General features: G+C 63.8%; 24 protein-coding genes. 9 read left to right on the top strand and 15 right to left on the bottom strand.

The window, feature by feature from the left end:
• The coding region (gene aceE, locus ACREB4_RS07775; RefSeq protein ID WP_431587644.1) for a pyruvate dehydrogenase (acetyl-transferring), homodimeric type at window positions 1-2046 on the bottom strand (2046 nt) is incomplete at its 3' end.
• A 127-nt stretch (window positions 2047-2173) separates the two neighbouring features.
• Here aceE and ACREB4_RS07780 point away from each other — a divergent pair.
• Window positions 2174-2635: an Lrp/AsnC family transcriptional regulator gene (locus ACREB4_RS07780; protein WP_230179464.1), complete on the top strand. Its 462-nt coding sequence runs from the start codon at window positions 2174-2176 to the stop codon at window positions 2633-2635.
• Here ACREB4_RS07780 and ACREB4_RS07785 read toward each other — a convergent pair.
• The 4 genes from ACREB4_RS07785 to ACREB4_RS07800 all read right to left on the bottom strand — a co-directional run bounded on the left by ACREB4_RS07785 (window position 2626) and on the right by ACREB4_RS07800 (window position 7527).
• Window positions 2626-3600 (bottom strand): fumarylacetoacetate hydrolase family protein, encoded by a 975-nt coding sequence (locus ACREB4_RS07785; protein ID WP_431587645.1) that lies wholly within the window; start codon window positions 3598-3600, stop codon window positions 2626-2628. The two genes, ACREB4_RS07780 and ACREB4_RS07785, sit on opposite strands and share 10 nt — an antisense overlap.
• 80 nt (window positions 3601-3680) lie before the next feature.
• Window positions 3681-5552: an FAD-dependent monooxygenase gene (locus ACREB4_RS07790; RefSeq protein WP_431587646.1), complete on the bottom strand. Its 1872-nt coding sequence runs from the start codon at window positions 5550-5552 to the stop codon at window positions 3681-3683.
• Complete coding sequence (locus ACREB4_RS07795; RefSeq protein ID WP_431587647.1) at window positions 5552-6187, bottom strand: VOC family protein; 636 nt, start codon at window positions 6185-6187, stop codon at window positions 5552-5554. The genes ACREB4_RS07790 and ACREB4_RS07795 overlap by 1 nt, the downstream gene beginning before the upstream one ends.
• Before the next feature lie 266 nt (window positions 6188-6453).
• A complete protein-coding gene (locus ACREB4_RS07800) occupies window positions 6454-7527 on the bottom strand; it encodes an AraC family transcriptional regulator ligand-binding domain-containing protein (RefSeq protein ID WP_431587648.1) in 1074 nt (357 codons plus the stop codon).
• Between the two features lie 139 nt (window positions 7528-7666).
• On the opposite strand from ACREB4_RS07800, the gene ACREB4_RS07805 reads away from it, so the two are divergent.
• Window positions 7667-8293 (top strand): enoyl-CoA hydratase/isomerase family protein, encoded by a 627-nt coding sequence (locus ACREB4_RS07805; protein WP_431587649.1) that lies wholly within the window; start codon window positions 7667-7669, stop codon window positions 8291-8293.
• Window positions 8290-9264 carry an NAD(P)H-dependent flavin oxidoreductase gene (locus ACREB4_RS07810; protein ID WP_431587650.1) on the top strand — a complete coding sequence of 325 codons (975 nt, stop codon included), beginning with the start codon at window positions 8290-8292 and terminating at the stop codon, window positions 9262-9264. The genes ACREB4_RS07805 and ACREB4_RS07810 overlap by 4 nt, the downstream gene beginning before the upstream one ends.
• 28 nt (window positions 9265-9292) lie before the next feature.
• On the opposite strand, the gene ACREB4_RS07815 is transcribed toward ACREB4_RS07810, so the two are convergent.
• Window positions 9293-9781 carry an SRPBCC family protein gene (locus ACREB4_RS07815; RefSeq protein ID WP_431587651.1) on the bottom strand — a complete coding sequence of 163 codons (489 nt, stop codon included), beginning with the start codon at window positions 9779-9781 and terminating at the stop codon, window positions 9293-9295.
• Window positions 9778-10644, bottom strand: a complete 867-nt coding sequence (locus tag ACREB4_RS07820) for an SDR family oxidoreductase (protein ID WP_431587652.1) — start codon at window positions 10642-10644, stop codon at window positions 9778-9780. The genes ACREB4_RS07815 and ACREB4_RS07820 overlap by 4 nt, the downstream gene beginning before the upstream one ends.
• A gap of 106 nt (window positions 10645-10750) precedes the next feature.
• On the opposite strand from ACREB4_RS07820, the gene ACREB4_RS07825 reads away from it, so the two are divergent.
• The gene (locus ACREB4_RS07825; RefSeq protein WP_431587653.1) at window positions 10751-11632 is read left to right on the top strand and encodes a LysR family transcriptional regulator; all 882 of its coding nucleotides are present in this window, start codon (window positions 10751-10753) and stop codon (window positions 11630-11632) included.
• A gap of 41 nt (window positions 11633-11673) precedes the next feature.
• Here ACREB4_RS07825 and ACREB4_RS07830 read toward each other — a convergent pair whose 3' ends face one another.
• The gene (locus tag ACREB4_RS07830; protein ID WP_431587654.1) at window positions 11674-13119 is read right to left on the bottom strand and encodes an alpha/beta hydrolase domain-containing protein; all 1446 of its coding nucleotides are present in this window, start codon (window positions 13117-13119) and stop codon (window positions 11674-11676) included.
• Between the two features lie 133 nt (window positions 13120-13252).
• Between ACREB4_RS07830 and ACREB4_RS07835 the strand changes: the two genes are divergently transcribed.
• The 3 genes from ACREB4_RS07835 (at window position 13253) to ACREB4_RS07845 (ending at window position 16171) form a co-directional block, all read left to right on the top strand.
• The gene (locus ACREB4_RS07835; protein ID WP_431587655.1) at window positions 13253-13840 is read left to right on the top strand and encodes a TetR/AcrR family transcriptional regulator; all 588 of its coding nucleotides are present in this window, start codon (window positions 13253-13255) and stop codon (window positions 13838-13840) included.
• A gap of 108 nt (window positions 13841-13948) precedes the next feature.
• A complete protein-coding gene (locus ACREB4_RS07840) occupies window positions 13949-15358 on the top strand; it encodes a serine hydrolase domain-containing protein (protein ID WP_431587656.1) in 1410 nt (469 codons plus the stop codon).
• 78 nt (window positions 15359-15436) lie between these two features.
• Window positions 15437-16171, top strand: a complete 735-nt coding sequence (locus ACREB4_RS07845) for an SDR family oxidoreductase (protein WP_431587657.1) — start codon at window positions 15437-15439, stop codon at window positions 16169-16171.
• A 36-nt stretch (window positions 16172-16207) separates the two neighbouring features.
• Here ACREB4_RS07845 and ACREB4_RS07850 read toward each other — a convergent pair whose 3' ends face one another.
• The 3 genes from ACREB4_RS07850 to ACREB4_RS07860 all read right to left on the bottom strand — a co-directional run bounded on the left by ACREB4_RS07850 (window position 16208) and on the right by ACREB4_RS07860 (window position 19205).
• Window positions 16208-16414: a hypothetical protein gene (locus tag ACREB4_RS07850; RefSeq protein WP_431587658.1), complete on the bottom strand. Its 207-nt coding sequence runs from the start codon at window positions 16412-16414 to the stop codon at window positions 16208-16210.
• Between the two features lie 129 nt (window positions 16415-16543).
• Window positions 16544-18178: a GMC oxidoreductase gene (locus ACREB4_RS07855; protein WP_431587659.1), complete on the bottom strand. Its 1635-nt coding sequence runs from the start codon at window positions 18176-18178 to the stop codon at window positions 16544-16546.
• A gap of 94 nt (window positions 18179-18272) precedes the next feature.
• Complete coding sequence (locus ACREB4_RS07860; RefSeq protein WP_431587660.1) at window positions 18273-19205, bottom strand: YihY/virulence factor BrkB family protein; 933 nt, start codon at window positions 19203-19205, stop codon at window positions 18273-18275.
• A 79-nt stretch (window positions 19206-19284) separates the two neighbouring features.
• Here ACREB4_RS07860 and ACREB4_RS07865 point away from each other — a divergent pair, with 79 nt between their 5' ends.
• Window positions 19285-20595, top strand: coding sequence for a DUF445 domain-containing protein (locus ACREB4_RS07865; protein WP_431587661.1), 1311 nt, complete (start codon window positions 19285-19287; stop codon window positions 20593-20595).
• A 12-nt stretch (window positions 20596-20607) separates the two neighbouring features.
• Here the strand turns inward: ACREB4_RS07865 and xth are convergent, their stop codons facing one another.
• Complete coding sequence (xth, locus tag ACREB4_RS07870) at window positions 20608-21390, bottom strand: exodeoxyribonuclease III (RefSeq protein WP_431587662.1); 783 nt, start codon at window positions 21388-21390, stop codon at window positions 20608-20610.
• 10 nt (window positions 21391-21400) lie between these two features.
• Window positions 21401-21748 (bottom strand): thioredoxin family protein, encoded by a 348-nt coding sequence (locus ACREB4_RS07875; protein ID WP_431587663.1) that lies wholly within the window; start codon window positions 21746-21748, stop codon window positions 21401-21403.
• Window positions 21749-21919: 171 nt separating this feature from the next.
• On the opposite strand from ACREB4_RS07875, the gene ACREB4_RS07880 reads away from it, so the two are divergent.
• A complete protein-coding gene (locus ACREB4_RS07880; protein ID WP_431587664.1) occupies window positions 21920-23197 on the top strand; it encodes a phospholipase D-like domain-containing protein in 1278 nt (425 codons plus the stop codon).
• 21 nt (window positions 23198-23218) lie between these two features.
• Here ACREB4_RS07880 and ACREB4_RS07885 read toward each other — a convergent pair whose 3' ends face one another.
• Window positions 23219-23719: a flavodoxin family protein gene (locus ACREB4_RS07885; RefSeq protein ID WP_431587665.1), complete on the bottom strand. Its 501-nt coding sequence runs from the start codon at window positions 23717-23719 to the stop codon at window positions 23219-23221.
• Window positions 23716-24720: an AraC family transcriptional regulator gene (locus ACREB4_RS07890; protein WP_431587666.1), complete on the bottom strand. Its 1005-nt coding sequence runs from the start codon at window positions 24718-24720 to the stop codon at window positions 23716-23718. Before ACREB4_RS07890 ends, ACREB4_RS07885 begins: the two co-directional genes overlap by 4 nt.
• Between the last annotated feature and the right edge of the window lie 18 nt (window positions 24721-24738).

Here is a 24738-nt window from a genome sequence, read left to right on the forward strand (position 1 = left end):
GAAATAGCCGGCCGGCTCGCCTGCGAAGCAGGGGTCATAGGCCCGGCAGTTGGGCACCATGGCGGCCTGCACCAGGCTGCCGCCATCCTGGTGCTGCAGTCCCTCGCCGCCCAGTGTGGTGCGGCCCGCCGTGGCACCGATGAGGAAGCCGCGCGAACGTTGGTCCGCGGCTGCCCAGATCAGGTCGCCGACACGCTGGAAGCCGAACATCGAGTAGTAGATGTAGAAGGGCAGCATGGGCTGGCCATGCACGGAATAGCTGGTCGCGGCGGCCGTCCAGCTGCTGAGGGCTCCCGCCTCATTGATGCCCTCTTCGAGGATCTGGCCGTTGGTGGCCTCCCGATAGCTCATCAGCGAGCCGATGTCCTCGGGCTCGTAGTTCTGGCCATTGCAGGAGTAGATGCCCACCTGTTTGAAGAGGTTGGCCATGCCGAAGGTGCGGGCCTCATCCGCAACGATGGGCACGATGCGCGGCCCGAGTTCCTTGTCCTTGAGCAGGTTGCCGAGCATGCGCACGAAGGCCATCGTGGTGCTCATGTCTTTGCCGTCCGCTTGAACCGCGAAGTCACCGTACTGGATCAAAGGTGGCGGGGTGATCACCGGCGCGTGGGCATGGCGCTGGGGCATGTGACCCCCAAGGGCTTGCCGGCGCGCATGCAGGTAGCGCATCTCGGGGCTGTCTTCGGCAGGTTTGTAGAACTCGATGTTGGCAGCCTGCTCGTCGCTCAATGGCAAGTTGAATCGGTTGCGAAACGCGATGAGGTCCTGCGGCTCCAGCTTCTTTTGCTGGTGCGTGGTCATCCGGCCCTGTCCGGCATCGCCCATGCCGTAGCCCTTTTTGGTCTGTGCGAGCACCACGCAGGGCTGCCCCGAGGTTTGCATGGCGGCGTGGAAGGCCGCGTGGATCTTGACCAGATCGTGCCCACCGCGCTTGAGGCGGTCAATCTGCTCATCCGTCAAGCCCTGGGCCAGGGCCGCCAGTTGAGGGTTCTGGCCGAAGAAGTGCTCACGGTTGTAGCGGCCGTCCTTGGCGGCGAAGGTCTGGAACTGCCCATCCACGGTCTGCGCAAAGGCCTTGGCCAAGGCGCCCTCCTTGTCGCGTGCGAACAGGCCATCCCAATCCGAGCCCCACACCAGCTTGATGACGCGCCAGCCCGCGCCTTCAAAGAGCGCCTCCAGCTCATCGATGATGCGGCCATTGCCCCGCACGGGGCCATCGAGGCGCTGCAGGTTGCAATTGACCACCCAGATCAGGTTGTCGAGCTTCTCGCGGGCGGCCAGCGTCAGCGCACTCATGCTCTCCGGCTCGTCCATTTCGCCGTCGCCAAAGACGCCCCAGACTTTGCGGTCACTGCTCTGCAGCAGGCCGCGGTGTGCGAGGTAGCGCATGAACCGGGCCTGGTAAATGGAGCTGATCGGTCCCAGGCCCATCGAGCCCGTCGGAAACTGCCAGAACGCGGGCATCAGCCAAGGGTGGGGGTAGCTGCACAGGCCCTGCACGCCTTGGGCTGCCGCAGTGATCTCCTGGCGGTAGTGGGCCAGGGACGCTTCGTCCAGGCGCCCTTCCAGAAACGCCCGTGCATAGATGCCTGGTGCGGAATGGGGTTGGTAGAAGACCAGGTCGCCCTCGCCGGGCTGCTCGTTGGCGCGAAAGAAGTGGTTGAAGCCCACCTCGAACAGGTCAGCCGCGCTGGCATAGCTGGCGATGTGCCCACCCAGTTCGCCGTAGGCCTTGTTGGCCCTGACCACCATGGCCAGTGCGTTCCACCGCATCAGCGATGCCAGGCGCTCCTCAATGGCGAGGTCGCCCGGAAAGCTTGGCTGCTGGTCCACCGTGATGGTGTTGACGTAAGGCGTGCCGCGCGCGGGCTGCCAAGCGATGGCCGGCTCTCGCGCCTGAAGGGTCAACTGATCCAGGATGGCGCGCACGCGCTCGGGCCCGCCATGCGCGTACAGCGACTGCAATGCGGCCAGCCATTCTTCGGTTTCAATGCGGTCGGTGTCCACGGCTTGTGAACATGCTTTCTGAACGGGCAGGTTGCTCATTGATGTCTCCTCTTGGGGTAGAGACTGTAGAAAAAGGTGCAACACAGATGGTGCTGAATGGCTTGACAAATACCCGCAATGGCAGCACAAAATGCTGCAAATTAACAATCTTTAAGCAGCAATCAACATGGATGCCGTCGATCTCAGAATATTGAGCGAGCTTCAACAAGACAGCAGCCTGTCCAACGTCGAGTTGGCTCGTCGCGTTCACCTGTCGCCGTCACCATGCCTCGCGCGCGTCAAGGCGATGGAGGCCTCGGGGCTGATACGGCACTACGTCGCCTTGCTCGATCCGCAGGCGTTGGGCCTGCACCTCAATGTGTTCATCTCGATCAGCCTCAAGCAACAGACCCGCGCCGCTCTGGAGCGGTTCGAGCGCGAGATCTGCCTGCGCGAAGAGGTCATGGAGTGCTACCTCATGACCGGCGATGAGGACTACCTGCTGCGGGTCGCGGTGCCCGACATGCCGACGCTGGAGCGCTTCATCATCGAGCAGTTGTCACCCATGCCCCAGATCGAAAAGATCCGGTCAAGCTTTGCGCTCAAACAGGTGCGCTACAAGACGGCGCTGCCCCTGCCTCACGCTTGAGCGACGACCCGGGTTCTTTGGGTGCCGAGGTCCAGCGCGCCATCGTCGGTGCGGATGGACAAGGTCATGACGTCGTTGGGCTGCAGGTAGCCCGGGTTCTTCATGCCACCCTTGATGAAAATGCGCCACTTCTGCGCGTCGCTCAGCAGCACCTTGGCCGCCAGCATGGCCAGTTTGCCGGGCGATTGCGCCGCGCAACCCGCAGGCGTGCCGGTGGCGATCAGGTCACCGGCATACAGGTTCTGCAGGCCTGACAACTCCGTGAGGGTCGTCTGGGGCTGGTTGACCATGCTGCCGCACACATCCTGCTGCCTGACCTGGCCATTGACTTCCAGCGTCATCCGCAAGGCGGACACCCGCTGCCATTCCTCCGGTTCAAGCAACAGCAGATAGGGGCCGACCGGGCCGAAAGTACGGTAGCTCTTGCCCTTGTAGAACTGCCCTTGCGGCAATTGCACATCGCGCGCCGACACATCGTTGACGATGGTGACGCCTGCCAGGTAGTCATGCAGCTTGTCGGCCGGCACGTCCACCTCGCTCAGCAGGTCCTTCTTCAAGACGAGGCCCAGCTCGATCTCATAGTCCAGCAGCTTCACGTGGCGCGGCCGGATCACGTCATCGAACGGGCCCGAGATGCATGAAGAGGCCTTGGTGAAAATGCAGTTGAATGGCAGGTTGTCCGGGTCCAGGCCCGATTCACGGATGTGGCTCGGGTAGTTGATGCCTTGGCACATGAACTGCTGATTGGAGGTCACCGGCGAGAGCAGGGTCAGGCCCGACAGCGCCAGGGTGGCCTCACGCTCGGTGACGGCCATGGCCGCTTGCAGGCCGTGCTGGACGAACTCGCCTGTCGTCGCAAATGAATCGGCCAGGGGCGCGAGCTTGTCGCCAAAGACGACGCCCCATTGCGGCTCGTGTGATGCTTGGCTGCCAGAGCGTTGGTATCTGATGACTTGTACGGCCATGGTGGAGAAGACTCGTGAGGTGATGGGGAAAGCGCGGGGCCCGACTTGGCTGCCGCAGAGAGGGGCCCACGGCGGCGCGTTCAGGCGGTTCTGCGTTCTGACGACTGGCGCGGTGGACTGGGCCTGGGCACAGGGCACTCATCCGCGACAAAGCATGTCGTCAAACTGGCCATGGCTTTGTCCAATGCCTCGATGGACGCCGCCGCATGCTGGTGGGTTCTCCAGGCGACGTGCCCATCTGGGCGAACAAGGACCGCACCGTGCTGTCCGACCTCCAGCTGCCGAACCGGCCATTGCGGGTCGGAGGCCAGGCTGGATTGCGCCACCACGAGTTCCAGGTGATGGCGTGCCCGGCCGCCTGTCGACTGGCTCAACGCCTGTGTCCACGCGTCGGCATCGTGCACGATCAGGGTGAACTTGCGCTTGTCCACCAGGTCGAGCAAGGGCTTGGTCTGCCCTTCATGATGGACCGGGACATGGGGCAGGCGCGCGCCAGGCCATGTCGTGGGCTTGTAGTCCGTCACACCGGCGCCAATCTTGGGCTGCTGCGACCCTTCGGGGATCACCAAGCCGGCTTTGTAGGCGTAGCCAAACTCCAGCCCCGTCGACACGAAGTGCTCGATCTGACCTGGGATCGCATCGGCAATCTTCTGGCGCAGTTTGTCGGCCTGCTTGGTCTTTCGGCTGAGCAGCTTGGTCTTGCTGAACGCCAGCTTCATCATCCCATCGGCCAAGCCCCCTTTGAGCCGCTTTGGCAACCACTTGAGTGGTGCGGATTCAAAGGCCCGGGTGACCCCCATCAGGCTCCGGTTGGTGATGTTGAGGTGCGTCGTCACTTCGTCAAGCTTGAAGTGGTTGCTGACGCTTTGTTCCAGGAAAAGCTGGATGACCGCCTTTCGCTCGACTTCATACGTGTCCAGCAGGGTGTCGCGTGCACGGCCTTCAAGCACGGCGGCCAGCTTCCATGCGACGTTCTGGGCGTCCTGTACCCCGCCGTTGAGGCCAAAACCACCCGTGTGTGGAAAACGGTGCGCGGCGTCCCCCGCGAGCAAGGCTCGGCCATCGCGATAGCGACTCGCCTGCTGGGCGGTCATGCTCCAGTTGCCTTGCGTTTTGATCTCAAAGGGCGTTTGCTCACCGATGACGGTTGGAATGATGCGTGACCAGTAGGCGTGGGGGTCGCGGACCATTTGCTGATCTCGGCAGACAAACGGCCCCATCAGGATGTAGTGGTCATCGGCATGTTTGATCAACACACCGCAAAAGTCGGGGTTGTAGAGCCATGTCAACAGCGGGTAAGGCTTGGGCAGGATCGCGTCCAGATTGGCCCGGAAGAACACGCTGGCCATGTGGGCCAGGACAGGCCCTTTCAACTCGATGCCAAGGGCTTCCCGGACGGCGCTGTTGGCACCATCCGCGCCGACCAGCCAGTCGGCCTCAAGCGTTGAAGCGCTGCCATCCTGATGATCGACCTTGACCGTGACGCCAACCTTGCTCGACGTGAATGCCCGAACGTTCGCGCCTTTCACCAAGGAGATGAGCGGTTCCTTCTCCACCCAAGTCCACAGGGCAGGCATGAGTTGATGCTGGCCGATGTGGGCGATGTGATAGTGGCTGTGCGCCAGGACCTCGTCGACCCGCTGCTGGTCACCCAGGACGTTCAAGCCACCCAGCGATGTCTCGGCCAAGCTGGTGCACCAGCGTATCTCGCCGATGTCTTCCATGGGCGGGCACAGCGCCGCGAGGTCTTGGGCCATGTCATGCGAGTAACCGGACCAGATTTCAAAGCTGCGGCCGTTGATGACGTGCGCCGCGGGATGCTGCATGGCCGACTTGCGCCGCTCCAGCAGGATGCTTCGAATGCCGTAGCCGGCCAACAGCAGGGCAAGGGTGCAGCCGGTGGCACCTGCGCCAACGATGACCACGCGTGCGGCTTGTTCGCCATGGCCCATCACAGCGTCCTCCAGTTGATGGCTTTCATGTTGCCAACCACCTTTTGGCCAGGCGGCGTTCCTGCTCCTTGCCGCATGAGTTCTCTGGGCGGAACACCGGAGCGAAGTCGATCGAGGAGGTACTCGGGGTCGAAATTCACCCCGATGGGGTTCTTGGCGAAAGCCTCGCTGCTGAAGTAGCGTTTGGTTTCCTCAGGCGTGTTGAAGTTGTCCACCTGGAATTCGAGCCTGTTGCCGTCCGGGTCCTCGAAATAAATGGACGTGGTGAGTCCATGGTTGATGCACCAGACGGGCTTGATGCCCCGGTCCCGCAGGCGCACATAGGCACCGAGCAAGCCCTCCAGTGACCCAAAGGCCAGCGCGATGTGGTCAAAACCATAGAGCTTGCGGCGCAGCTTCGACAAAGGAAAGAGAAACCGCACCCATGCCGGCAGCTTCACGAGCGCAAGGCGATGGCTTTCCCCATCCCACGCCAGGAAGGCAATCGTGTTATCGATGTGAACGATTTCGGCATCAAACGCTTGCTGGTACCACTTGATCATCTGCTCGCGCCTGGCGGTCTTGCACACCCAATGCGCGATGTACTGCGGTATCGGTTTCGCGGCGCCGCCGCTTGGGCTGGAAGGTGTTGCCATGTGATGGCTCCGTCTCGTGATGAAGGCGTGAGTGGGTGGGGCGGCTCAGCCAAGGGGTGGCTATCGCAAACCGGTCGGATGGACGCAGTGTAGCATTTAGTCGATTATAAATCGACATTGATTTTTAGTCGCCTTTGCTTGGAAGGGTCGGGCGCAGGAGGATGCGCGAGTGGCTCTGCATCAGCGAGATGTCGATGCGCACAGGTTTGTCGCGCGACACGTTCCGGGTTGGATTTGGGCATGGCCGAGGTTCGGCCATGCGCGCTTCAAGCGTCCGCGACGTGATGAGGTGGCCAGCCCAACGTTGGATGGTCATGAGGCGCCTCATCCACCGTGGCCTTGATGTAATCGGATGGCGTGCACGAGTACCAGCGCCGAAAGGCGCGGCAAAAGTTCGCCACGCTGGCGTAACCCAGTTCTTCTGCAATGCTGGACACCGTCTGCCTTCGAGCCCGCAGCAGTTGCGCGGCTTTCTCGCACCGCACCTGCTCACTGATGTCGGAGAAGTTCGCGCCCTCGGAAGCCAGCTGCCGCTGCAAGGTTCTGGCTGAAACCTTGAGCTTCTTCGCGACCTGTTCGATGCCTGGTTGTCCGTCGGTGGTGTGCATCACCAGCTGGCGTATCGTTTGGCGAACGCTGTCGGTGGGCAGGTTCCTGGCGAGGATGAAACGTTTGCATTGCGCCCCGACCAGGCGCGCGGCGATCGGGTCTGCATTGGGCAGCGGCCAAGCAAGGCAGGCCGTCGAGAACACCCACTGGTTGGACTTCGCCTTGAAGCGGAAAAGTCGGCGCAGGAAACGATGAGCGTCGTCTGGCTTCACCATGGTCATCTCGGCGCGCGCAGGGCACGGGCGCCCAGCCAGAGCGCCTGCCACCTTTCCCAAGCCGACCATCAGGAACATCAAAGCATCGTCCCCCAGTTGGTGAGAAGCCAGCGGTTGTTCAAGGCGAAGTGTTGACTTGTCTTGCCCTTCGTGAAGGGTGAAGCGCAAGCCACGGCATTGGTGATGCAGCAACTCGCACCCCAGCTGGATCGCGGCCCTCAAGTCAGGCGAAACCAGCATCGCAAAGCCCACGGGGCCATGGCAGGTGACCGTCATCTGCAGCCCCAGCTTCACCGGCAGATCAGGTTCACCGGTCAGTTGGATGGCGCGCCGAAGCAAAGCATCAAAGCAGGCGAAATCCAGGTGCCAGTAAGGCCTGTCCAGTTTCTTCAAGGTGATGCCGCTTCCCGACAGCAAGAGCTGCGTTGACACGCCTCGCTGCGACACCAACTTGGTGAGCAAGTTGACGTAGGCACCCGGCAACTGCGGCGCTGCAGGAAGAAGCTGATGGCTCATCGAAAATGGCCTGAGGGTTGGCGTGAAATGAATGCATTCTGGCATGGGCTGAACTAGGCACCCTTCAGGCTGCCGCGAACAATGAGCGCTCGATCACTCTTTCAGGTTGCGCTCGATGGCCAATTTAAAGCTCACCCGCGTGGGCAAAGTGCAGGTGCTGACGTGGAACGACGGCGGCCAGGGCAATGTGTTCAATGGCGAGGCCATCGATGAATGGTCAGCCGTCCTGGATGAATTGGAGAACACGCCAGGTAAAGCAGGTTTGGTGATCACCAGCGATGACCCGAAATTCTTCAGCTCAGGGCTGGACGTGCCTTGGGTGATGCAGCAGCCTGACGTGAAGCCTTTCGTCAGCCAGTTGGAAGACTTCTTCATCCGGCTCAGCCTGCTCAACATGCCCGTCGTTGCGGCGATCAATGGGCATGCCTATGCAGGCGGCGCGGTGCTGGCTTGTGCCGCCGATTTCCGCTACATGCGGGCCGATCGCGGACGGTTCTGCTTCTCTGAGGTCAAGCTGGGCCTCCCGTTCACGGCCCCGTTGATCGAGGTGATTCGATTGCTGCCTGCGCCAGGGGCGCTGTATGAGCTGGCCCTGACAGGCGACGCCTGGGGCGGTGACGAATGTGCCGCGCGAGGCGTGGTTTCGGCCGCACTTCAGGACAAGGACGTGTTACCCGCTGCCATCGCCAGGGCAGAACAACTGGCCGAGTTTGACCGGCCAACCTACACCACCATCAAGCGCGGTCTGCGCCGCTTAAAGCCATGAAAACCCGCATCACTGAACTCTTCGGCATCCGCTATCCCATCATGCAAGGCGGCATGCACCATGTCGGCTATGCCGAGCTGGCGTCAGCCGTGTCCAACGCCGGCGGCCTTGGCACCATCACCGCACTGACCCAGCGCACCCCCGAAGATCTGCTCAAAGAGATTCGGCGCTGCCGTGACATGACCGACCAGCCCTTTGCGGTGAACCTCACCTTCTTGCCGGCCTTTGCGGTGCCGCCTTATGCCGAGTACATCAGCGCCATCCGCGAAGGTGGCGTGCGGATCGTGGAGACGGCTGGGCGCAGCCCCGAAGCATTCATGCCGCTGCTGAAAGACGCAGGCATCAAGGTCATTCACAAATGCACTTCCATCCGCCATGCCCTCAAAGCGCAAACGATAGGCTGTGACGCCGTCAGCGTGGATGGCTTTGAATGCGGTGGGCACCCTGGTGAGGACGACATCCCCAACATGATCCTGCTGCCCCTGGCGGCGTCTCAGTTGAGCGTGCCCATCGTGGCCTCCGGTGGCATCGCAGATGCCAGAGGCCTGGTCGCGTGCCTTGCCTTGGGCGCCGATGGCGTCAACATGGGAACGCGGTTCATGGCGACCCGCGACGCGCCGGTGCACCAACGTGTGAAGGATGCCCTTGTGGCTGCGACCGAGCGCGATACCAGGTTGATCATGAGACCGCTTCGGAACACCGAGCGCGTTCTGCACAACGACAGCGTTGAGCGGCTGCTCCAAGTCGAAAAGGACAAGGGCAGCGACCTCCAGATCACCGACATCATGGCGATGGTGGCGGGCGTGTACCCCCGGGTGATGCAGCAAGGCGAGATCGAAGCCGGCGCGTGGAGCTGCGGTCTGACAGTGGGGCTGATCAACGACATCCCCACGGTCAAGGAGCTGATGGATCGGATGATGGCTGAAGCATCGGCCATGGTGAAAGGCCGCTTGTCAGCGTGCTTCTCGTGATGGCCCCAACCGACGCCGTGTTCGCGGCTTATTCCTGCGACCAGGAGAGGCGGCCGTCGGCGAGCAATTCGCGGGTGCGTTTCAGCGTCGACAGCAAGGCGGCCCGGTAGCCCTTGTCGCTGTCGAACTGCGCCTGTTCAGCCTGCTCCTCAGGGCCGCCCGGCGCTTTGCCGCGCAGGCCGAGGTAGCAATAGAAGCGAAGCTGGAGCGCCCCCGCCTCGTCCTCGAAGAGTTCATTGACGATGGCGCCTTCGCGGGGGCCTGTGGCCTGGAAGAAGGTGACCTTGCTTTGCGCCTCCAGCGTGATGATCTCGCGCAGACCGGTGCCGGCGATGGTGGCTTCGCGCACGAAGTGCGTCGCGCTTTCTTCGACGACATCGCAGCGGGTGCAGAGGCCTTCGGGCAAGAACAGGCGGGCGTCGCGGGCCTTAAGGACCAGCCCCTGCCATGCCTGCGCGCGGGTCAGAGCGGTTTCACCTGCTGGGTTCACGGGGACGGTGGCGGTTGAGTAGATCATGATGAGGCCACCTCCGTGGCGAATTCGCGGTAAGCACGAAGTGGGCGGCCCAGGAGCTTGGTCAGCCGTTCAACGTCGCCGGCTTCAGGGACCATGCCATCGGTGATGAAACGCTCGCTCATCAGGCGCATGTCGAAAGCCATCCAGCTTGGCATGAACTGCCGCAGGCTCTGCTCGAACGCGGCGGTGTCGTCGCCCGCGTAGGCGATGTGGCGGCCCAGCACGTCGGTCCAGATGGCGGCGACGTCTGCGCCGGTCAATGTGTCGGGGCCGACCAGGTTGATCCGGTCGAGCGGCAGCGGCACGGCCGACTGTTCGCGGCGCACCAGTTCGATGGCCGCCACCTCGGCAATGTCGCGTGTGTCGACCATGGCGAGGCCCTTGCTGCCGATCGGCATGGGGTAGACGCCGTAGCCGGTCACCACGTCCTTGATGGTGAGGTCGTTGCCCATGAAGTAGGCGGGCCGCAGGATCGTGGCGTTGAGGCCCATCTGCTCGATCATGCGTTCCACGCCGTGCTTGCCCGCGAAGTGCGGCACGTTCACGTACAGGTCGCTGTGGATCACCGACAGGTAGACGATCCGCTGGATGCCGGCCTGGCGGGCGAGGTTGAGCGCAATCAAGGCCTGGGTGTACTCGTCGGCCACGACCGCGTTGAGCAGGAAGAGCGTCGAGACGCCAGAGAAGGCGCTGCGCAGCGAGTCCACATCGAGCAAATCGCCCTGGACGATGCCAACGCCCGCCGGGAAGCTGGCCTTGGAGGGATCGCGGACGAGCGCGCGGACATCGGCACCGCGCTTGACGAGTTGTTCAACGACTTGGCGGCCGACAGTGCCTGTGGCACCGGTAACGAGGATGGTCATGATGGTTTCCTTTGGGTTTCGGGTTGCGATGGCTGAACAATAGAGAGTTTCATAAACAAAACAAAGACTCTAAAATCGAGACATGCTGAACCGAATTTGAGACGCTATGGATCTGAATGCTCTGGAGGATTTCCAACTGGTGGCCATCCACAGTGGCTTTGGGAGGGCCAGTCGCGCCAGCGGCCGGTCCAAGGCGACGCTGTCACGCCGTATCGCCGATCTCGAAGAAGCCCTGGGCATTCGGCTCATCGAACGAGGTGAGCGCAGCCTGGCACTGACCGAAGCCGGCCAACTGCTGCTGGCCAGGATCGAGGGGCCCATGCGCGAGGTCGCCGAAGCGGTGGCGGCGGCGCGCGATGGCTTGGTGGCCCCTCGGGGCCGCCTGCGCATCGCCGCACCGCTGCTGTTCTCTCAAGTGGCGCTGGGTCGGCTTGCCGCCGCGTTCCAGGTGGTCTACCCCGAGGTGCAGATCGAGGCTGTCTCCGAGGACCGGCTCGCCAACCTTGTCGACGAGCATTTCGACGTCGCCATCCGCATCAATCCGGCCAAGGACAGCGCATTGGTCGGCAGGTGTTTCGCCAAAGACCGGTTGGTGCTCACAGCCGCTCCCTCTTTGCCCATGCCGAAGGGACGCAGGGACAAAACTTTTCAAGTTCCGGCCGTGGTGACGCCGACCTACCGCGATGGTGAGGTCTGGTCCGTCCGCGATGGCCAGCTCACCATCGAACCACAGCCGGTGCTGCGGCTGTCATCACTCTTGACGGTCCGCGATGCAGTGGCCGCTGGCGCAGGGGCAGCCATGCTGCCGCAGTCCATCATTGGAGGGCTGCTGAAGAACGGCGAACTGGTGCCGTGGGGCATGGCCGGCGACGAGGTCGAGCTGTGGGTTCTGCACACGTCTCGGCGCTTGCAGAGCCCCAAGGTCCGAGCCTTCGTGGAATTCATCTGCAACCATTACCCCAGTGGGTCATTTGTCGTTCCAACGTGATCTTGGCATGGGGAGGCCGGCACGCTGCGACAAAGGCCCATTCACTTCGGAATGGCCGCCTGCGATGCCTTGAGCACCACCGCATCCCGATCGACTGCCAGGATGTGCCCCTTGGCCACCGCGCTGTCCGCCGCTGCCTTGTACTTCCTGACGTAGTCATCGTGCGTGGGATACAAGCTGTTCAGCTTGGCAGCGGTGAACGGGGTGGTGGACCCACCCGCGACACAGGCGAAGATGTCGAGGAAGGCCAGCGATCCGGTGGTCGAGTTCGACACGCCGTACTTTGCAATCGGTGCGTCCAGATCAGGCAGGCGCAAGCCGCCCAGGGCATTGCCATCGGCGTCCTTCTTGATGCTGCCGAAGAAGTCGCGTTGCAAGCGCGGGGCCACCGATGGGGCGGTGCCATCGACGATCCAGTTCTTGAGTTGGTGGATCGCGGCGTTTTCGACCAGGTAGAAAGGCGCCGAGTTGTAGGGACGCTTGCAAGCCGGTGGCGTCCAACCCACCTCGCGCTGGCTGACCAGGGCGATGTTGTCCAGCAGGTATTGGTCGGCGTGCGAGGTGCCGGCCACTTCCCAATGGCGCAGCTTGCTGGTGTCCACCTGCTTGGAGGTGGCGCCGCCCAGGTTGATGTCCCATTCGGTCTGGATCATGAAGATCGGCACGGTGGTGTCGGCGCGCAATGAGGCGGACAGCGGGATGTTGTCGGACGATGAAAGCTTCAGGCCCGTGAGCCCGCGGCCGTGGATGAGGAAGCCGTCGAACACGCTTTCCAGCGGTTGAACGGCGTTGGCGTAGGTGACCATCGCGGCAGCCGACTGCGAGTGGCCCGTGGCGATCACGACCTTGGGCTGAAGCGGCCCGAGCAGCACGGCCGCCTGGTCGCGCACCGCCTTGCCAGCCTGCGAGAAGATGTCGAAGGCCAGCTTGTCGTCCGGGATCGAGCCGGGCTTGTACAGGTCACCGAACTGCTTGAGCTTCTGAATGCCGGTGATGCCTTCCTTTTGCGCGTTGATGCCAATGTAGGCATAACCTTCGCGCACGATTTCTTCGCGGGCCATGCCCCAATCGACATCCAGCGGATAGCCGGTGCTCACGTTGAGCCATTCGACCAGCACCACGCCGTTGAACTTGGCGGGGTCGGATGGCCGGCGCACGATCAGCAGCGTGCTGTAGGGATTGCCGGAGGAGGCCACGCTGGCGTTCCATTTGCCATCGCTTGCCCAGCTTCCAGACTGCTTGTACTTCTGCGCCCGGCCGTTGACGAAGAATTGCGCTTCCACATAGCCATGTTGGGCGAGGCCTTCGACGTCGGCGCGTGCTCCGTAGTAAGGGGCTGCCACCGCTTGCAGAGCGGGTGCGCTGACGGTTGCACCAACCTGCTGGGCTGCCATGGTCAGGCCAGACAAGGCGACCGCCAGGGCCGCTGGCTTGATGCGTTTCAGAGGTGCTTGAAGCTGCTCAAGAATGGGGTGGTGTGTGTGCATGTGGGTCCCTGAGGTTGAAGGGTGTGCGTCTGGACGCAAGACAGCTGAACCATGATAGTTATGCTGCATAACTTTGCGGAATCGGGCGAACCCCATACACATTTCGGGTTAGATCTCCCCCTATAGTCCGCGCATGACTGATTCCCCTGCCCACAACCGCAGCGACCTCGACGAAGCCCAGCGGCTCCTGGATGGCGCGATCGCGCACGTGCTTCAGCATGGCTACCAGGATGTGTCCCTGCGCGCGATGGCCGAGCAGTTGGGCACCAGCCACCGCATGCTGATTTATTATTTCGGATCGGCCGATGGCTTCTGGCAAGCCCTGCTCGCACGGCTGCGGCGAACCCAGATCGACAAGCTCGCCCAGAAGTCGTTGCAGAAGCAGATGCCGTCCATCGAAGAGGTGTGGGCCGATCTCACCTCACCACCACGATTGCCCTTGTTTCGCCTGATGTTCCAGATCTACGGCAAGGCACTGGGCGAGCCGGATCGGCACCAGGTGTTCTTGCGCCAGGTGGTGGGCCAATGGCTGGAGAGCCTGACCCAAAGCCTGATCGCGCAACATGAACTGCCCCCGGCGCAGGCGCGCGCGCAAGCACGCTTGCGCCTGGCCGTGATGCGCGGCCTCTTGTTGGATCTGCTCACCACGGGTGATCTCAAGGGCACGACGCAGGCCCTTCGCCTCTTCGCGCGCAGCGTCGACCTCGACAAAAACCGCTGATCTTTCCCATTCCCTTGAACCCGTGGCCCTGCGGGTTTTCGATCACCATGGTGTGTGTACCACTTGGTACATTTCGCGCATCGAATCACTTTGGAAATGGAATCGGTCATGAAGCCTTTGCTCGCCTCCACGAAGTCGCTGGCCCTGCCTCTGCTGGTGGCGCTGGCCATGCCGGCCTCGGCCAGCCTGATCGACGACATCCCGGCAGGCGCCGGTTACGCGGCATGGGAGCTGTGCACCCGGGCGATCGCCTCCGGGGACGACTACTGGCGGGTTCGGCTTCAATACACGGTGCCCAAGGTTCAGCCACTGCCGCTGATTTGGGATGTCGACTTCACGCCGGGCGTCAAGGCCGCGGTGCGGTCGTTCGTGCCCACCCTGGAAAACCGCCGTGTGGCCATCTACCGGCCAGGACTCGGCTGCACCTTGGTCACACCGGACACGTCCGAGCTGTCGGTGAAGCGCCAGCCCTTCCGTCCCGCGGGTGTGCTTCCGGCCAGCGCATTGGCCTGGCCCCATGGTGAGGCCGCGGCGCAAGCCTCGGGCTTGAGTGCTGCGCAGGCGGCTGTCCTTGCCAAGGGCGGCAAGGCCATGTTCTCCGAAACCACGCTGCAAGCGAGCCAGAAGATCAACACCATCGCGCTGCTGGTTGCCCAGGACGGCGCGCTGGTGTACGAAAAATACGCCAATGGCTACCAGCGGGCGCAGCCGCAATTGGGCTGGTCGATGACGAAAACCTTGACCTCGCTCATCGTTGGGGTCATGCACACCGATGGCCGGTTCGCGCTGGACGAACCCGTGGGTTTGCAGCGGTGGAATGGCACGGCCAAGGCCGGCATCACCTGGCGGCATCTGCTGAACATGGCGCCAGGTCTGGCCTGGACCGAAGGCTATGAAGGCGCCAGCGACGCCACGCAAATGCTGTTCTCGCAGTCGGACCAGGGCGCCTGGGCAGCGGACCGACCATTCACCAGCGCGCCTGGCAGCACCTTCACCTATTCCACGGGCTTCGCCAACGTGGCGATGTACGCCATGCGGCAGAAGCTCGGCGGCACACACCAGGCCCTGTACGACTACTACCAGGCCAGGCTGTTCGCCCCCTTGGGCATTCGTGGCGGCGTGGTCGAACCCGATGCTTCCGGCACGCCGGTGGGTGGCGCGCGTGGGCTCCTGCGGCCCGTGGACTGGTTGCGACTGGGCCAATTGGTGGCCAACCATGGCCAGTGGCAAGGCCAGACGCTGATCGATGGCGACTACATGGACTTCTTCGCAGCCGCCTCGCCCGCCAGCGCCGAGTACGGCGGCATGGTTTGGCGCCAGCCCGCCAAGGACATCGCGGAGGATGTGCGCGCCAGGCTGCCGCAAGACCTGCTTTGGTTCGCGGGCCACATGGGCCAGTTCATCGTGGTGGTGCCGAGCCGCAACCTGGTCGTGCTTCGCATGGGTGTGGCTTTTGACAAGACCTTGGCGCGCAACCAGACGATGGCCTTGGTCGCCGATCTGCTGCAGGCTCGCTGAAGGGGGATGTCCCCAGCCGACCTCAGGTCTATCGAAAGCGCGTTCAATGCTTCTTCCTTCTACCCTCATTGAGTCAGCATGAACGCCTCCCAGAAAATCGCCTTGGTGACCGGTGCCACCCGTGGCATCGGCTTTGAAACCTGTCGGCAGCTTGCCCAAGCCGGTGTCCGGGTGTTGCTGGCGGGGCGCAGCTCGGCCAGTGCTGCGAAGGCCGCCGACCAACTCAAGTCGGAAGGTCTGCCGGTGGAACCCGTGACGCTTGACGTCACGAACGCCAGCCAGATCGCGGCCGTGGCCGCCGACATCCGAAGCCGCTTCGGCCACCTTGATATCCTGGTCAACAACGCTGGCGTGCTGCTGGACGACGTGGCCCTCAAGCCGTCCGAGCAAACTTTGGCATGCTGGCGCGAGACCTTCGACACCAATGTGTTCGCCGTGGTGGCGCTCACCCAGGCACTGCTGCCTTTGCTTCGGTGCGCACCGGCTGGCCGCATCGTCAACGTGTCCAGTCAGTTGGGATCTTTCGGATTGCACACCGACCCGGCGTCGCCGATCTATGGCTTCAAGATCCCGGCCTACGATGCCTCGAAGAGCGTCGTCAACGCGTGGACGGTGCACCTGGCCCACGAGCTTCAGGGAACGCCCGTCAAGGTCAACGCGATCCACCCGGGCTATGTGCAGACCGACATGAACGGTGGGGCGGGAGAGTTGCAGGTCAGCGATGGCGCGAAGAGCAGCGTGCAGATGGCGCTGCTGCCGGACGACGGGCCCAGCGGCACCTTCACGCACCTTGGCAAAACGCTGCCCTGGTGAAACGCATGGCACCCTTTCCCTGGGCCACCACGGGCGCTAAAGCCGGTTTTGTTGGAGGACCATGTCGGCCGCCTGCTCCGGTGTCAGGGCCAGGTGCGAGGCCACCCACAGGTGCTCGGCTGCCGACAAGGATTCTTCTTCGCTGAACTCCGGCCGCCGGGCAGACAGGTAGTTGGCGCATCGCCGCACCCAGAAGGTGCTTCTTGGCGGAATGCCAGGTTCGGGAGATGGCTTGGCTTTCATGCCAAATATCAGGCAACCTCCGTGCCGCGACGTGGGCAAGGCGCCCGTGGGCCACCTGGTGTTTTCCCGTGAGGCGCCCGTTTTTTGCCGGGCGCCTATCAGGGTTTGTTCGAGCTTCAGGCCCCTTCGTCAAATGATCGTGCCGATGTCGTTCTGCACGATCCGGTCCAGCGCCCGCTCCACCACGGCGGCGATCGTCATCGACGGGTTGCATGCGCACGTGGCTCCCGGCATCAGGGCGCCGTCGAGCACATACAGCCCACGCTGTCCCTTGACCCGCCCTTCCTGGTCGCAGACGACGCCAATGCAGGCGCCCCCGAGCGAGTGCCAGGTGGTGTTGACCAGGTCGTTGGTGTTGAGCAGCTTGGCGCCAGGACCGGCGATCTTGGTGAGGCGTTCCTTGATGCGCTGGTTGGTCTTGGCGTCGCCGCCGGAAGGCCACTTCAGTTCCACCTTGTCGGTCAGCCAGTTGTAGACGAACTTGCCCCGACCTTCGCTCATGCCGTAACCCACCAGCATCGTCGATTTGGTCGACGAGGTGGTGCTCGCCACGGCATTGGCGGCGGGCAGCAACGCGGAGGGCATGGCGCTGGAATCGCTGCCCTTGCTGGAAGGTGGCAGAGAAGCCTGGATCACGGTGTTCGCGGGTTGGCTGGGGTCGTTCCACTCCTTGCTGCCGTAAACGACCGGGCCGCCCTGCGCGGTGCCGAAATCTTCGTTGTCGTTCGACCAGACGTAGATCTGGTCGGCGTTGGTGCCGTAGCCTTGACCCACGCCATCCGGCAGGCCGGTGATGTCGCCACGGGCCTTGGCACGCACCAGCAGTTTCGAGGTGTTGATGGTGCCGGCGGACAGGATCAGGCTCTTGGCCGTGATGACCTTGCGCTCGAGCACGGTGCCCGCTTCGTCGGTGCGGTCCACATTGATTGTCCAGGCGCCCTGGCGTGTGCGGGCGATGCTGGTGACGTGGTGCAGTGCCGCGACGGTGACGTTGCCAGTGGCGAGGGCCTGCTCGATGTAGGTCACGTCGACCGAATGCTTGCCGCCGTTGTTGACACCGAGGGCGCAGTCGCCGTTGGTGTAGGAGGGCTTCATCTCGCCCCGCAGTTCGGCCAGCGCGTAGTTCCAGTCGATCGGCATCGGGATCTTCTGCAGGTCGTAGCCCGCGGCCTGAACCTTGGTGGCGAAAAGGCGTGCGGCCTGGTAGTTGGGGCTGCTGACCAGGGCATCGGGCGCCGTCTGCAATTGCAGCATCTGGGCCACGCGCGGGTAGAAGACCTTGGCCATCTCCTCGTAGTCGATCTGCGGGAAGCAGGCCTTGAACAGGCTCTCAGTGGGTTGCAGTGTCATGCCCTGGTACATCAGGGAGCCGCCGCCCACGCCAGCGGGGGTGACCGCGATGATGCCCTGGCCGACAAAGGGCTCCAGCAGGCCGGCGTAGGGATTCCAGCCAACGCGTTTACCGTTGATTTCTGGCCATGCGGTGTAGAAGAGGTCGCGCTTGTCCAACGTGGTGGCGTGGGGGAAGGTTTCGGCGTTGGGCCCGGTTTTCCACCAACGGCCGCGCTCGAGCACAAGGACCTTGATGCCCGCTTGGCCAAGGCGCAGCGCCGAGACGCCGCCACCGAAGCCCGAGCCGATCACCACGACGCGCTCTTGCGAAGTCGTCACGGGGATGGCCGCATTGGCCGTGCCCGGCAAGGAGGCGCCTGCCACGGCAGCCGCCGCGCCGCCCAGGAATTTCCGTCGATTCAATCCGTCCATCCTCGATCCTTTGATGTCTGAGTGCTGTCCCGGATTCTTGTTGATCGAACTGGCGGACTCAATGGCCGTGGCGGCCAAGTGTTGGCTTGAGCACTTAGGGAAACCCTGCGCCGTCCTTCGAAGCCGCCCTGGGCGGGGGCTTGGGCTGGCCACGGCGTGAGCCGAAGGCGTGCGAATAGACCCAGGTGAATTCGGCGCCGATCAGGAAGATCTGGGCCGAGTAATACACCCACACCAGCAAGACCACGAGCGAGCCCGCCGCGCCGAACATGGAGGTGACGCCGCTCTTGCCGATGTACAGGCCGATCAGGTACTTGCCCACGGTGAACAGCAGCGCGGTCACGCCAGCGCCCACCCACACGTCATGCCAGCGGATGCGAACGCGCGGCATGATCTTGTAGATGAGGGCGAAGGCCGCGCTGGTCAGCAAGAAGCCGATCACCTGGTTGACCACGCTGGCGAGGACCGCCCAACCGCCGAACCATGGGCTCCACCAGCCTTCCAGGGCCGACAGTGCCGCGCTGAACACCAGCGACACCATCAGCAGGAACCCGATGCCCAGGATCATGCCGAATGACAGGAAGCGTGACCTGAGCAAGCCCCACACGCCGCTGGGTTTGTTCTGCTGAGGCACGCGCCAGATGCGGTCCATCGCGTCCTGCAGTTCGCCGAACACGGTGGTGGAGCCAATGACGAGCATCACGCCGCCCACGATGGCGGCGAACACGCTGGTCGTGGGTTCGCTGGCGCTCTCGAGCAGACCCTGCACGGCGTGCGCGGCATCGTCGCCCATCAGACCGCTCAGTTGCTGGAGGATCTCGCCCCGCGCGGCCTCCGTGCCGAAGACCAGGCCGGCGAAAGAGATCACGATCAGCAGCAGTGGTGCGATGGAGAACACGGCGTAGTAGGCCAGGGCCGCTCCCATGCTTTGGCCATAATCGTCCATCCAGGACGAGACCGCATCGCGGCCGAGCTTCAAAATGGTGGCGGTGTTGATGGGGGCTGGCGATGGCGGCAAGGGGCGCATTCTGTTTTGTCCGTGGGCCTGGAATGGTCACAGCGTGGCAACCGCCGTGCCGGACACCGTGATCGATAGGATGTGGCCAATGAGTGTCGAACCTGTACTGTCGGAAGACCCGCGTGTCAAACCCCTTCGGCGCATGCAGGCCTTGGCCCTGGGCCTGCTGATGCTGGCCATCGCCGGCCTGGTGCTCAGCCACTGGATGGGCGCACGAGGGCCCTGGGCCTGGACGAGGGCCTTTTGCGAGGCCGCCGCGGTGGGGGCGCTCGCCGATTGGTTCGCGGTGGTCGCCTTGTTCAGGCGGCCTGGGGGCTTGCCCATTCCGCACACGGCCATCATCCCGGCCAGCAAGGGCCGCATCGCGGACAGCCTGGCCAGCTTCGTGCGGGATCACTTCCTGGACCCCGCGACCCTGTTGTCCAAGCTCTCGGTGTTCGATCCTGCGGCCCGCCTGGGGCAGTGGATCAGCCAGCCAGAGCAGGCTCGCCAGATCAGCGCCTCGGCGCGCGCCATGGCCCTGGAGGCGCTCGACTTGCTGGACGAAGCGGCCGTCCGACAGGCGATCCACCGCTTCGTGGTGGCCAAGGTCCGGGCCTGGGACGCGTCGTCCCTGGGCGGCGATGTGCTGGGCCTGTTGACCCGGGATGGGCGGCACCATGACCTGCTGAACGCGGCCTTGGTGAACCTGGGGCATTACCTGGACAACCCCGAGACCCGGCACAAGCTGTCGACCCTGATGGTCAAGCATGCGCGCACCGAGTGGCCCAAGATCATCAAGGCGGTGAACCTCGTCAAGTCGGTCGATGATCTGGGCGACAACCTGGCCGACCGGCTTGCCCTGGCGGTCATCAACGAGATGCGCGAAGTGATGGCCGAGCCTGACCACCCGGTCCGCCTTCAGTACGAGGACTGGCTGCAAGGCTTCATCGAACGCCTCAAGGCCGATCCGGCCTTGATCGACCGCGTCAACGAGATCAAATTGCGGATCATCGAGCACCCGGCGGTGCTCGACTACGTCCATGGCCTGTGGACCGAGATCCATGCCGCGCTGAAAAGGGATCTGGCGCAGGAAGACTCCGCCTTGGGCCGTCACCTTGAGCAGGGTTTGCTTCGGCTGGGGCGCCAATTGGCCGAAGACCCAGGCCTGCGCGAGGCGATCAACAGCCACGTGCTGTCGGCCGCCGACAAGCTCAGTGGTACCTTGCGCAACACCTTGACCAACCACATCGCCACCACCGTGAAAGGTTGGGACGAACGCCAGTTGGTGGCGCAGATCGAACTGAGCGTGGGCCGCGATCTGCAGTTCATCCGCATCAATGGCACCGTCGTCGGAGGCCTGGTGGGTGTGGTCCTTCACGCCTTGATGACGCTGGCACTGCCCCTGTTGCCTGGATGAGGCCTTCGGTTCCTAAGGCGCTGGCGGGCTCAGCTTGATCCAGGCCGGCGCGTGGTCGCTGGCCTTTTCGCGGCCGCGGACTTCCTTGTCCACCCCCGCACCCACCAGGCGCCCGGCCAGCGACGGGCTCACCAGCAAGTGATCGATGCGCAGGCCGGCATTGCGGGGCCAGCTGTTGCGCAGGTAGTCCCAGAAGGTGTAGATGCGCTCGTCCGGGTGGAAGGCGCGCAGTGCATCGGTCCAACCTTGTCCCAGCAACTGGCGGTAGGCCTCGCGCACCTCGGGCCGGAACAGGGCATCGTCCAGCCACCGCTCGGGCTTGTAGACGTCCAGGTCCGTCGGCATCACGTTGTAGTCGCCGGCCAGAACCACCGGCAAGCCACTGTCCAGCAGTGCTTGGGCATGCACCGACAGACGCTCGAACCAGCGCAGTTTGAAATCGAACTTGGGGCCCGGGGCTGGATTGCCATTGGGCAGGTACAGGCAGCCCACCAGGATGCCGCTCACCGCGGCTTCGATGTAGCGGCTTTGCTCGTCTTGAGGGTCACCGGGCAACCCGCGCCGGTGCTCGATGGGGTCCACGCCCCGCGCCAGGATGGCCACGCCATTCCAGCTCTTTTGGCCGTGCCAGATGGCGCCGTACCCAGCGTCGCGGATGGCGGCCAGTGGAAACTTTTCCTGAGGCGCCTTCAACTCTTGCAAGCAGACGACATCGGGGCGTCTTTCGGCCAGCCATTGCAGCAAGGCTGGCAGGCGAGCATTGATGCCATTGACGTTGAAGGTGACGATGTCCATGGGAACGACGTCAGGAGGAGGCCTGCTCGTGCTTCGTGGCGATCCGCGTCAGGGCTTCTGCGATCTCGTTGGGATCGCTGGGCCTGACCAGCCGTGCCACCTCCTGACCATCGGACAGGAAAATGAGCGTCGGCCAAAGCTTGACGCGGAAGGAGCGGCCCAGGGCGCGCCCTGGACCATCCTCCACCTTGAGGTGCGGCAGCTCAGGGTGCCTGACCAGGGCCGAGGTGATGGCAGGCTGGGCCGCACGGCAGAAACCGCACCAGTCCACGCCGAATTCCAACACCAAGGCCCCCTGCATCGCGTCCACCTGTTCGCGCGTCGGCGCGTCTTGCGTGTAATCCTTGCTGAGCGTCATCTTTCTTTCTCCTTGCGCCACACGTTGGCGGTTCTCTATTGCAATCAGCGTACCTGGCAAACCATTGATCGGCATTTGGGCATGCCGATTGCCCTGTGAGGCCATGCCCCCACTTGACCCGACTGCGAACTTCGATGCCACCATGCCCCTCACCCTCGGAATGCCGGTGACATGAAGGGCCGAACCTTGGGGGGCGTCGTGGCCGCCGTGACAACGGTCCTCGTGGGGCTGCTCATCGGCTTGAACTTCATCGGTGCCGAGAACAAGGTCGAGCGGCGCATCGATCGGCTGTACAGCCTGGCCGATCCTCGCTTCCAGCACGAACTGGGTGTGCTCCTCGGGCCGCCGTTCACCGGCGGCAACCAGGTTCAGGCCCTGGCGAACGGCGACGAGATTTTTCCGCCCATGCTGGAGGCCATCCGCACCGCCGAGAAGACCATCACCTTCGAGACCTACATCTACTGGTCAGGCCATGTCGGGCAGCAGTTCGCGGAGGCCTTGTCGGAGCGGGCACGACACGGTGTGAAGGTGCACGTGCTGCTCGACTGGTTGGGCAGCATGAAGATGGAAAGGGATCTGATGGAGCGGATGACCGAAGCCGGGGTGCAAATTCGGCGCTTCCATTCGCCCCACTGGACGCACCTGGCGCGCTTCAACAACCGCACGCACCGCAAGCTGCTGATCATCGATGGGAGGATCGGCTTCACGGGGGGCGTGGGCATCGCGCCGCAATGGGAGGGCCATGCGCAGAACGAGGCCCACTGGCGTGACACGCACTTTCAGGTGAAGGGCCCGGTGGTGGCGCAGATGCAGGCGGTGTTCATGGACAACTGGATCAAGGTGAGTGGCGAAGTCCTGCATGGGCCCGGCTATTTTCCAACCCTGGCACCGGTGGGCGAGAGCCTGGCCCAGGTGTTCAGCAGCTCGCCTTCGGGGGGCAGCGAGAACATGCAGTTGATGTACCTGCTGTCCATCACCTCGGCCTCGAGCACCATCGATTTGTCGGCCGCCTACTTCGTGCCCGACCACCTCACGGTCGAGGCCTTGCTGTCGGCCATGAAGCGCGGTGTCAGGCTTCGGATCATCGTGCCCGGCAAGCACATCGACAGCGACACGGTTCGAAGCGCTTCGCGCGCGCGGTGGGGCCCTCTGCTGGCGGCGGGGGCCTTGATCGCCGAGTACGCGCCCACCATGTACCACTGCAAGGTGATGATCGTCGATGGCACCCTGGTGTCCGTGGGCTCGACGAACTTCGACAACCGCTCCTTCAGCCTCAATGATGAAGCGACCTTGAACGTGATCGATCCCGCGTTCGCCCGGCAGCAGACAGCGTTGTTCGAGGCGGACCTGCGCAGCGCCAGGCCCGTCAGCCATGCGCAATGGCTGGCGCGGCCCTGGCTGGAAAAAGCCAGCGAAAACTTGGCGAGCCTGATCGGTTCGCAACTCTGAACGGCGCACCGAACAGGCAGCTCAGAACACCCCCAGCGCCAGGCCCGTGGCCACCGCTTCGCCCAGGGCGCGGCAGCGTGCCAGCGCCTCCTCGCCAAGCTGCTTGGGCGCCAGGATCGCTGGCGTGGTCTGCGCGTGCGTGCAGACGATCAGGGGCTCTGCGATCGCCTTGAGGCGCCAACCGGTGGCGATGCGGTCGATTTGTCTGGCCGCGTTGTGCCCATCGCTGCCGGCGCAGACCAGGCTGGCGTAAGGGCGGCCGTTGAGCCGATCCAGCGCCGGGTAGTAACTGCGGTCGAAGAAATCCTTGAGCTGCCCACTGATGGCGGCCAGGTTTTCCGGGGTGGCGAAGATGAAGCCGTCGGCCGCGAGCACATCGTCGGGCCCGGCCTGCGAGGCGTGGCGCAGTTGCACCGTCACGCCGGGCTCCGAAGCCGCGCCCTGGCATGCGGCCTCGGCCATTTGGCGCGTTCCGCCCGTCATCGAGTGGAAGACGATCAGCAAGGATTTGGTGGTGTTCATGGTCGACCAGCGTGCCAGCGCTGGGCCCGCATCGCGCTGGGTGGGTGGCCGATGACGCGCTTGAAGGCCCGGCTGAACGAGGCCTCGGAGTCGTAGCCCAGCCGATTGGCCGCGACCGCGATGCGCATGCCGTCTTGCGAGATCCAGCGCCGGGCTTCGAACATCTTCACCTTGGCGACGTACTTGGCGGGGCTTTCGCCGAGTGTGCGGGTGAAGGCTTCGGCAAAGCGCGAGCGCGAGACGCCCATCAACGCGGCCAGCACGGGCACGCTCCAGTCGCGTTCCGGATCGGCGTGGATGGCGGCAATGACCTTGCCGATCTTGGGGCAGTGCACGGCCGCGATCCAGCCAGTCGAGTCGCTGCAGCCGCATTCCACCCAGGCTCGGATGATGCTGGCCGCGAGCACGTCCGCCAGCCGCGCGAGGATGCCGCAGGCGCCGATGCGGTCCAATGCCACCTCGCGCTCCATGGCTTCCATGAGCGCGGGCACGGTGGGATCGCGCTGGGCCAGGTCATCGGCGCGCATCACGTCCGGCATCATGGCCAGCAAGGGGTGCAGCGGGTCGAGGTTGAAGCGCATCGCACCGCAGAACATGACATCGGGCGGGGTGCTGTCCACCCCGTCGGCGGCGCCTCGCACCAGGTAGATGTTGTCCGAGACCGCCACGCGCGACAGCGAGTCGATGTCCACCGTGGGCACGTCGGGTGCGCTGGCGAGGACATGGAAACTGCCACGCGGCAGCAGCACGGCATCGCCGGGGTTCAGCTGCAGCCAATCGGTCGAAGGGGTGCGCAACCAGCAACCTTGGCCGCTGGCCACGAAGTGGAAACGCGCTTCGCGTTGCGCCGGGAAGGCCACCGCCCAGGGCGCGCGCATCAGGCAGCGGCCGTACTCGACACCATCCAGGCGCAAGCCCAGCAGCACTTGCGTGAGCGTGTCGCGCGTGCTCGCGGGCTCCACCGAGGGCTTGGACGTGACACTGGACAAATTGTCAAGCATTCAGGTTCTTTCGACATG

It is taken from the genome of Aquabacterium sp., assembly GCF_050725395.1.
GTDB lineage: Bacteria > Pseudomonadota > Gammaproteobacteria > Burkholderiales > Burkholderiaceae_C > Aquabacterium.

Excerpts from the sequence above, each read along its gene's own strand:
- ACREB4_RS07780 (WP_230179464.1), top strand. The coding sequence starts at position 2,174 with ATGGATGCCGTCGATCTCAGAATATTGAGCGAGCTTCAACAAGACAGC.
- ACREB4_RS07785 (WP_431587645.1), bottom strand. The coding sequence starts at position 3,600 with ATGGCCGTACAAGTCATCAGATACCAACGCTCTGGCAGCCAAGCATCA.
- ACREB4_RS07790 (WP_431587646.1), bottom strand. The coding sequence starts at position 5,552 with ATGGGCCATGGCGAACAAGCCGCACGCGTGGTCATCGTTGGCGCAGGT.
- ACREB4_RS07795 (WP_431587647.1), bottom strand. The coding sequence starts at position 6,187 with ATGGCAACACCTTCCAGCCCAAGCGGCGGCGCCGCGAAACCGATACCG.
- ACREB4_RS07800 (WP_431587648.1), bottom strand. The coding sequence starts at position 7,527 with ATGAGCCATCAGCTTCTTCCTGCAGCGCCGCAGTTGCCGGGTGCCTAC.
- ACREB4_RS07810 (WP_431587650.1), top strand. The coding sequence starts at position 8,290 with ATGAAAACCCGCATCACTGAACTCTTCGGCATCCGCTATCCCATCATG.
- ACREB4_RS07815 (WP_431587651.1), bottom strand. The coding sequence starts at position 9,781 with ATGATCTACTCAACCGCCACCGTCCCCGTGAACCCAGCAGGTGAAACC.
- ACREB4_RS07820 (WP_431587652.1), bottom strand. The coding sequence starts at position 10,644 with ATGACCATCCTCGTTACCGGTGCCACAGGCACTGTCGGCCGCCAAGTC.
- ACREB4_RS07825 (WP_431587653.1), top strand. The coding sequence starts at position 10,751 with ATGGATCTGAATGCTCTGGAGGATTTCCAACTGGTGGCCATCCACAGT.
- ACREB4_RS07830 (WP_431587654.1), bottom strand. The coding sequence starts at position 13,119 with ATGCACACACACCACCCCATTCTTGAGCAGCTTCAAGCACCTCTGAAA.
- ACREB4_RS07835 (WP_431587655.1), top strand. The coding sequence starts at position 13,253 with ATGACTGATTCCCCTGCCCACAACCGCAGCGACCTCGACGAAGCCCAG.
- ACREB4_RS07840 (WP_431587656.1), top strand. The coding sequence starts at position 13,949 with ATGAAGCCTTTGCTCGCCTCCACGAAGTCGCTGGCCCTGCCTCTGCTG.
- ACREB4_RS07845 (WP_431587657.1), top strand. The coding sequence starts at position 15,437 with ATGAACGCCTCCCAGAAAATCGCCTTGGTGACCGGTGCCACCCGTGGC.
- ACREB4_RS07850 (WP_431587658.1), bottom strand. The coding sequence starts at position 16,414 with ATGAAAGCCAAGCCATCTCCCGAACCTGGCATTCCGCCAAGAAGCACC.
- ACREB4_RS07855 (WP_431587659.1), bottom strand. The coding sequence starts at position 18,178 with ATGGACGGATTGAATCGACGGAAATTCCTGGGCGGCGCGGCGGCTGCC.
- ACREB4_RS07860 (WP_431587660.1), bottom strand. The coding sequence starts at position 19,205 with ATGCGCCCCTTGCCGCCATCGCCAGCCCCCATCAACACCGCCACCATT.
- ACREB4_RS07865 (WP_431587661.1), top strand. The coding sequence starts at position 19,285 with ATGAGTGTCGAACCTGTACTGTCGGAAGACCCGCGTGTCAAACCCCTT.
- xth (WP_431587662.1), bottom strand. The coding sequence starts at position 21,390 with ATGGACATCGTCACCTTCAACGTCAATGGCATCAATGCTCGCCTGCCA.
- ACREB4_RS07875 (WP_431587663.1), bottom strand. The coding sequence starts at position 21,748 with ATGACGCTCAGCAAGGATTACACGCAAGACGCGCCGACGCGCGAACAG.
- ACREB4_RS07880 (WP_431587664.1), top strand. The coding sequence starts at position 21,920 with ATGAAGGGCCGAACCTTGGGGGGCGTCGTGGCCGCCGTGACAACGGTC.
- ACREB4_RS07885 (WP_431587665.1), bottom strand. The coding sequence starts at position 23,719 with ATGAACACCACCAAATCCTTGCTGATCGTCTTCCACTCGATGACGGGC.
- ACREB4_RS07890 (WP_431587666.1), bottom strand. The coding sequence starts at position 24,720 with ATGCTTGACAATTTGTCCAGTGTCACGTCCAAGCCCTCGGTGGAGCCC.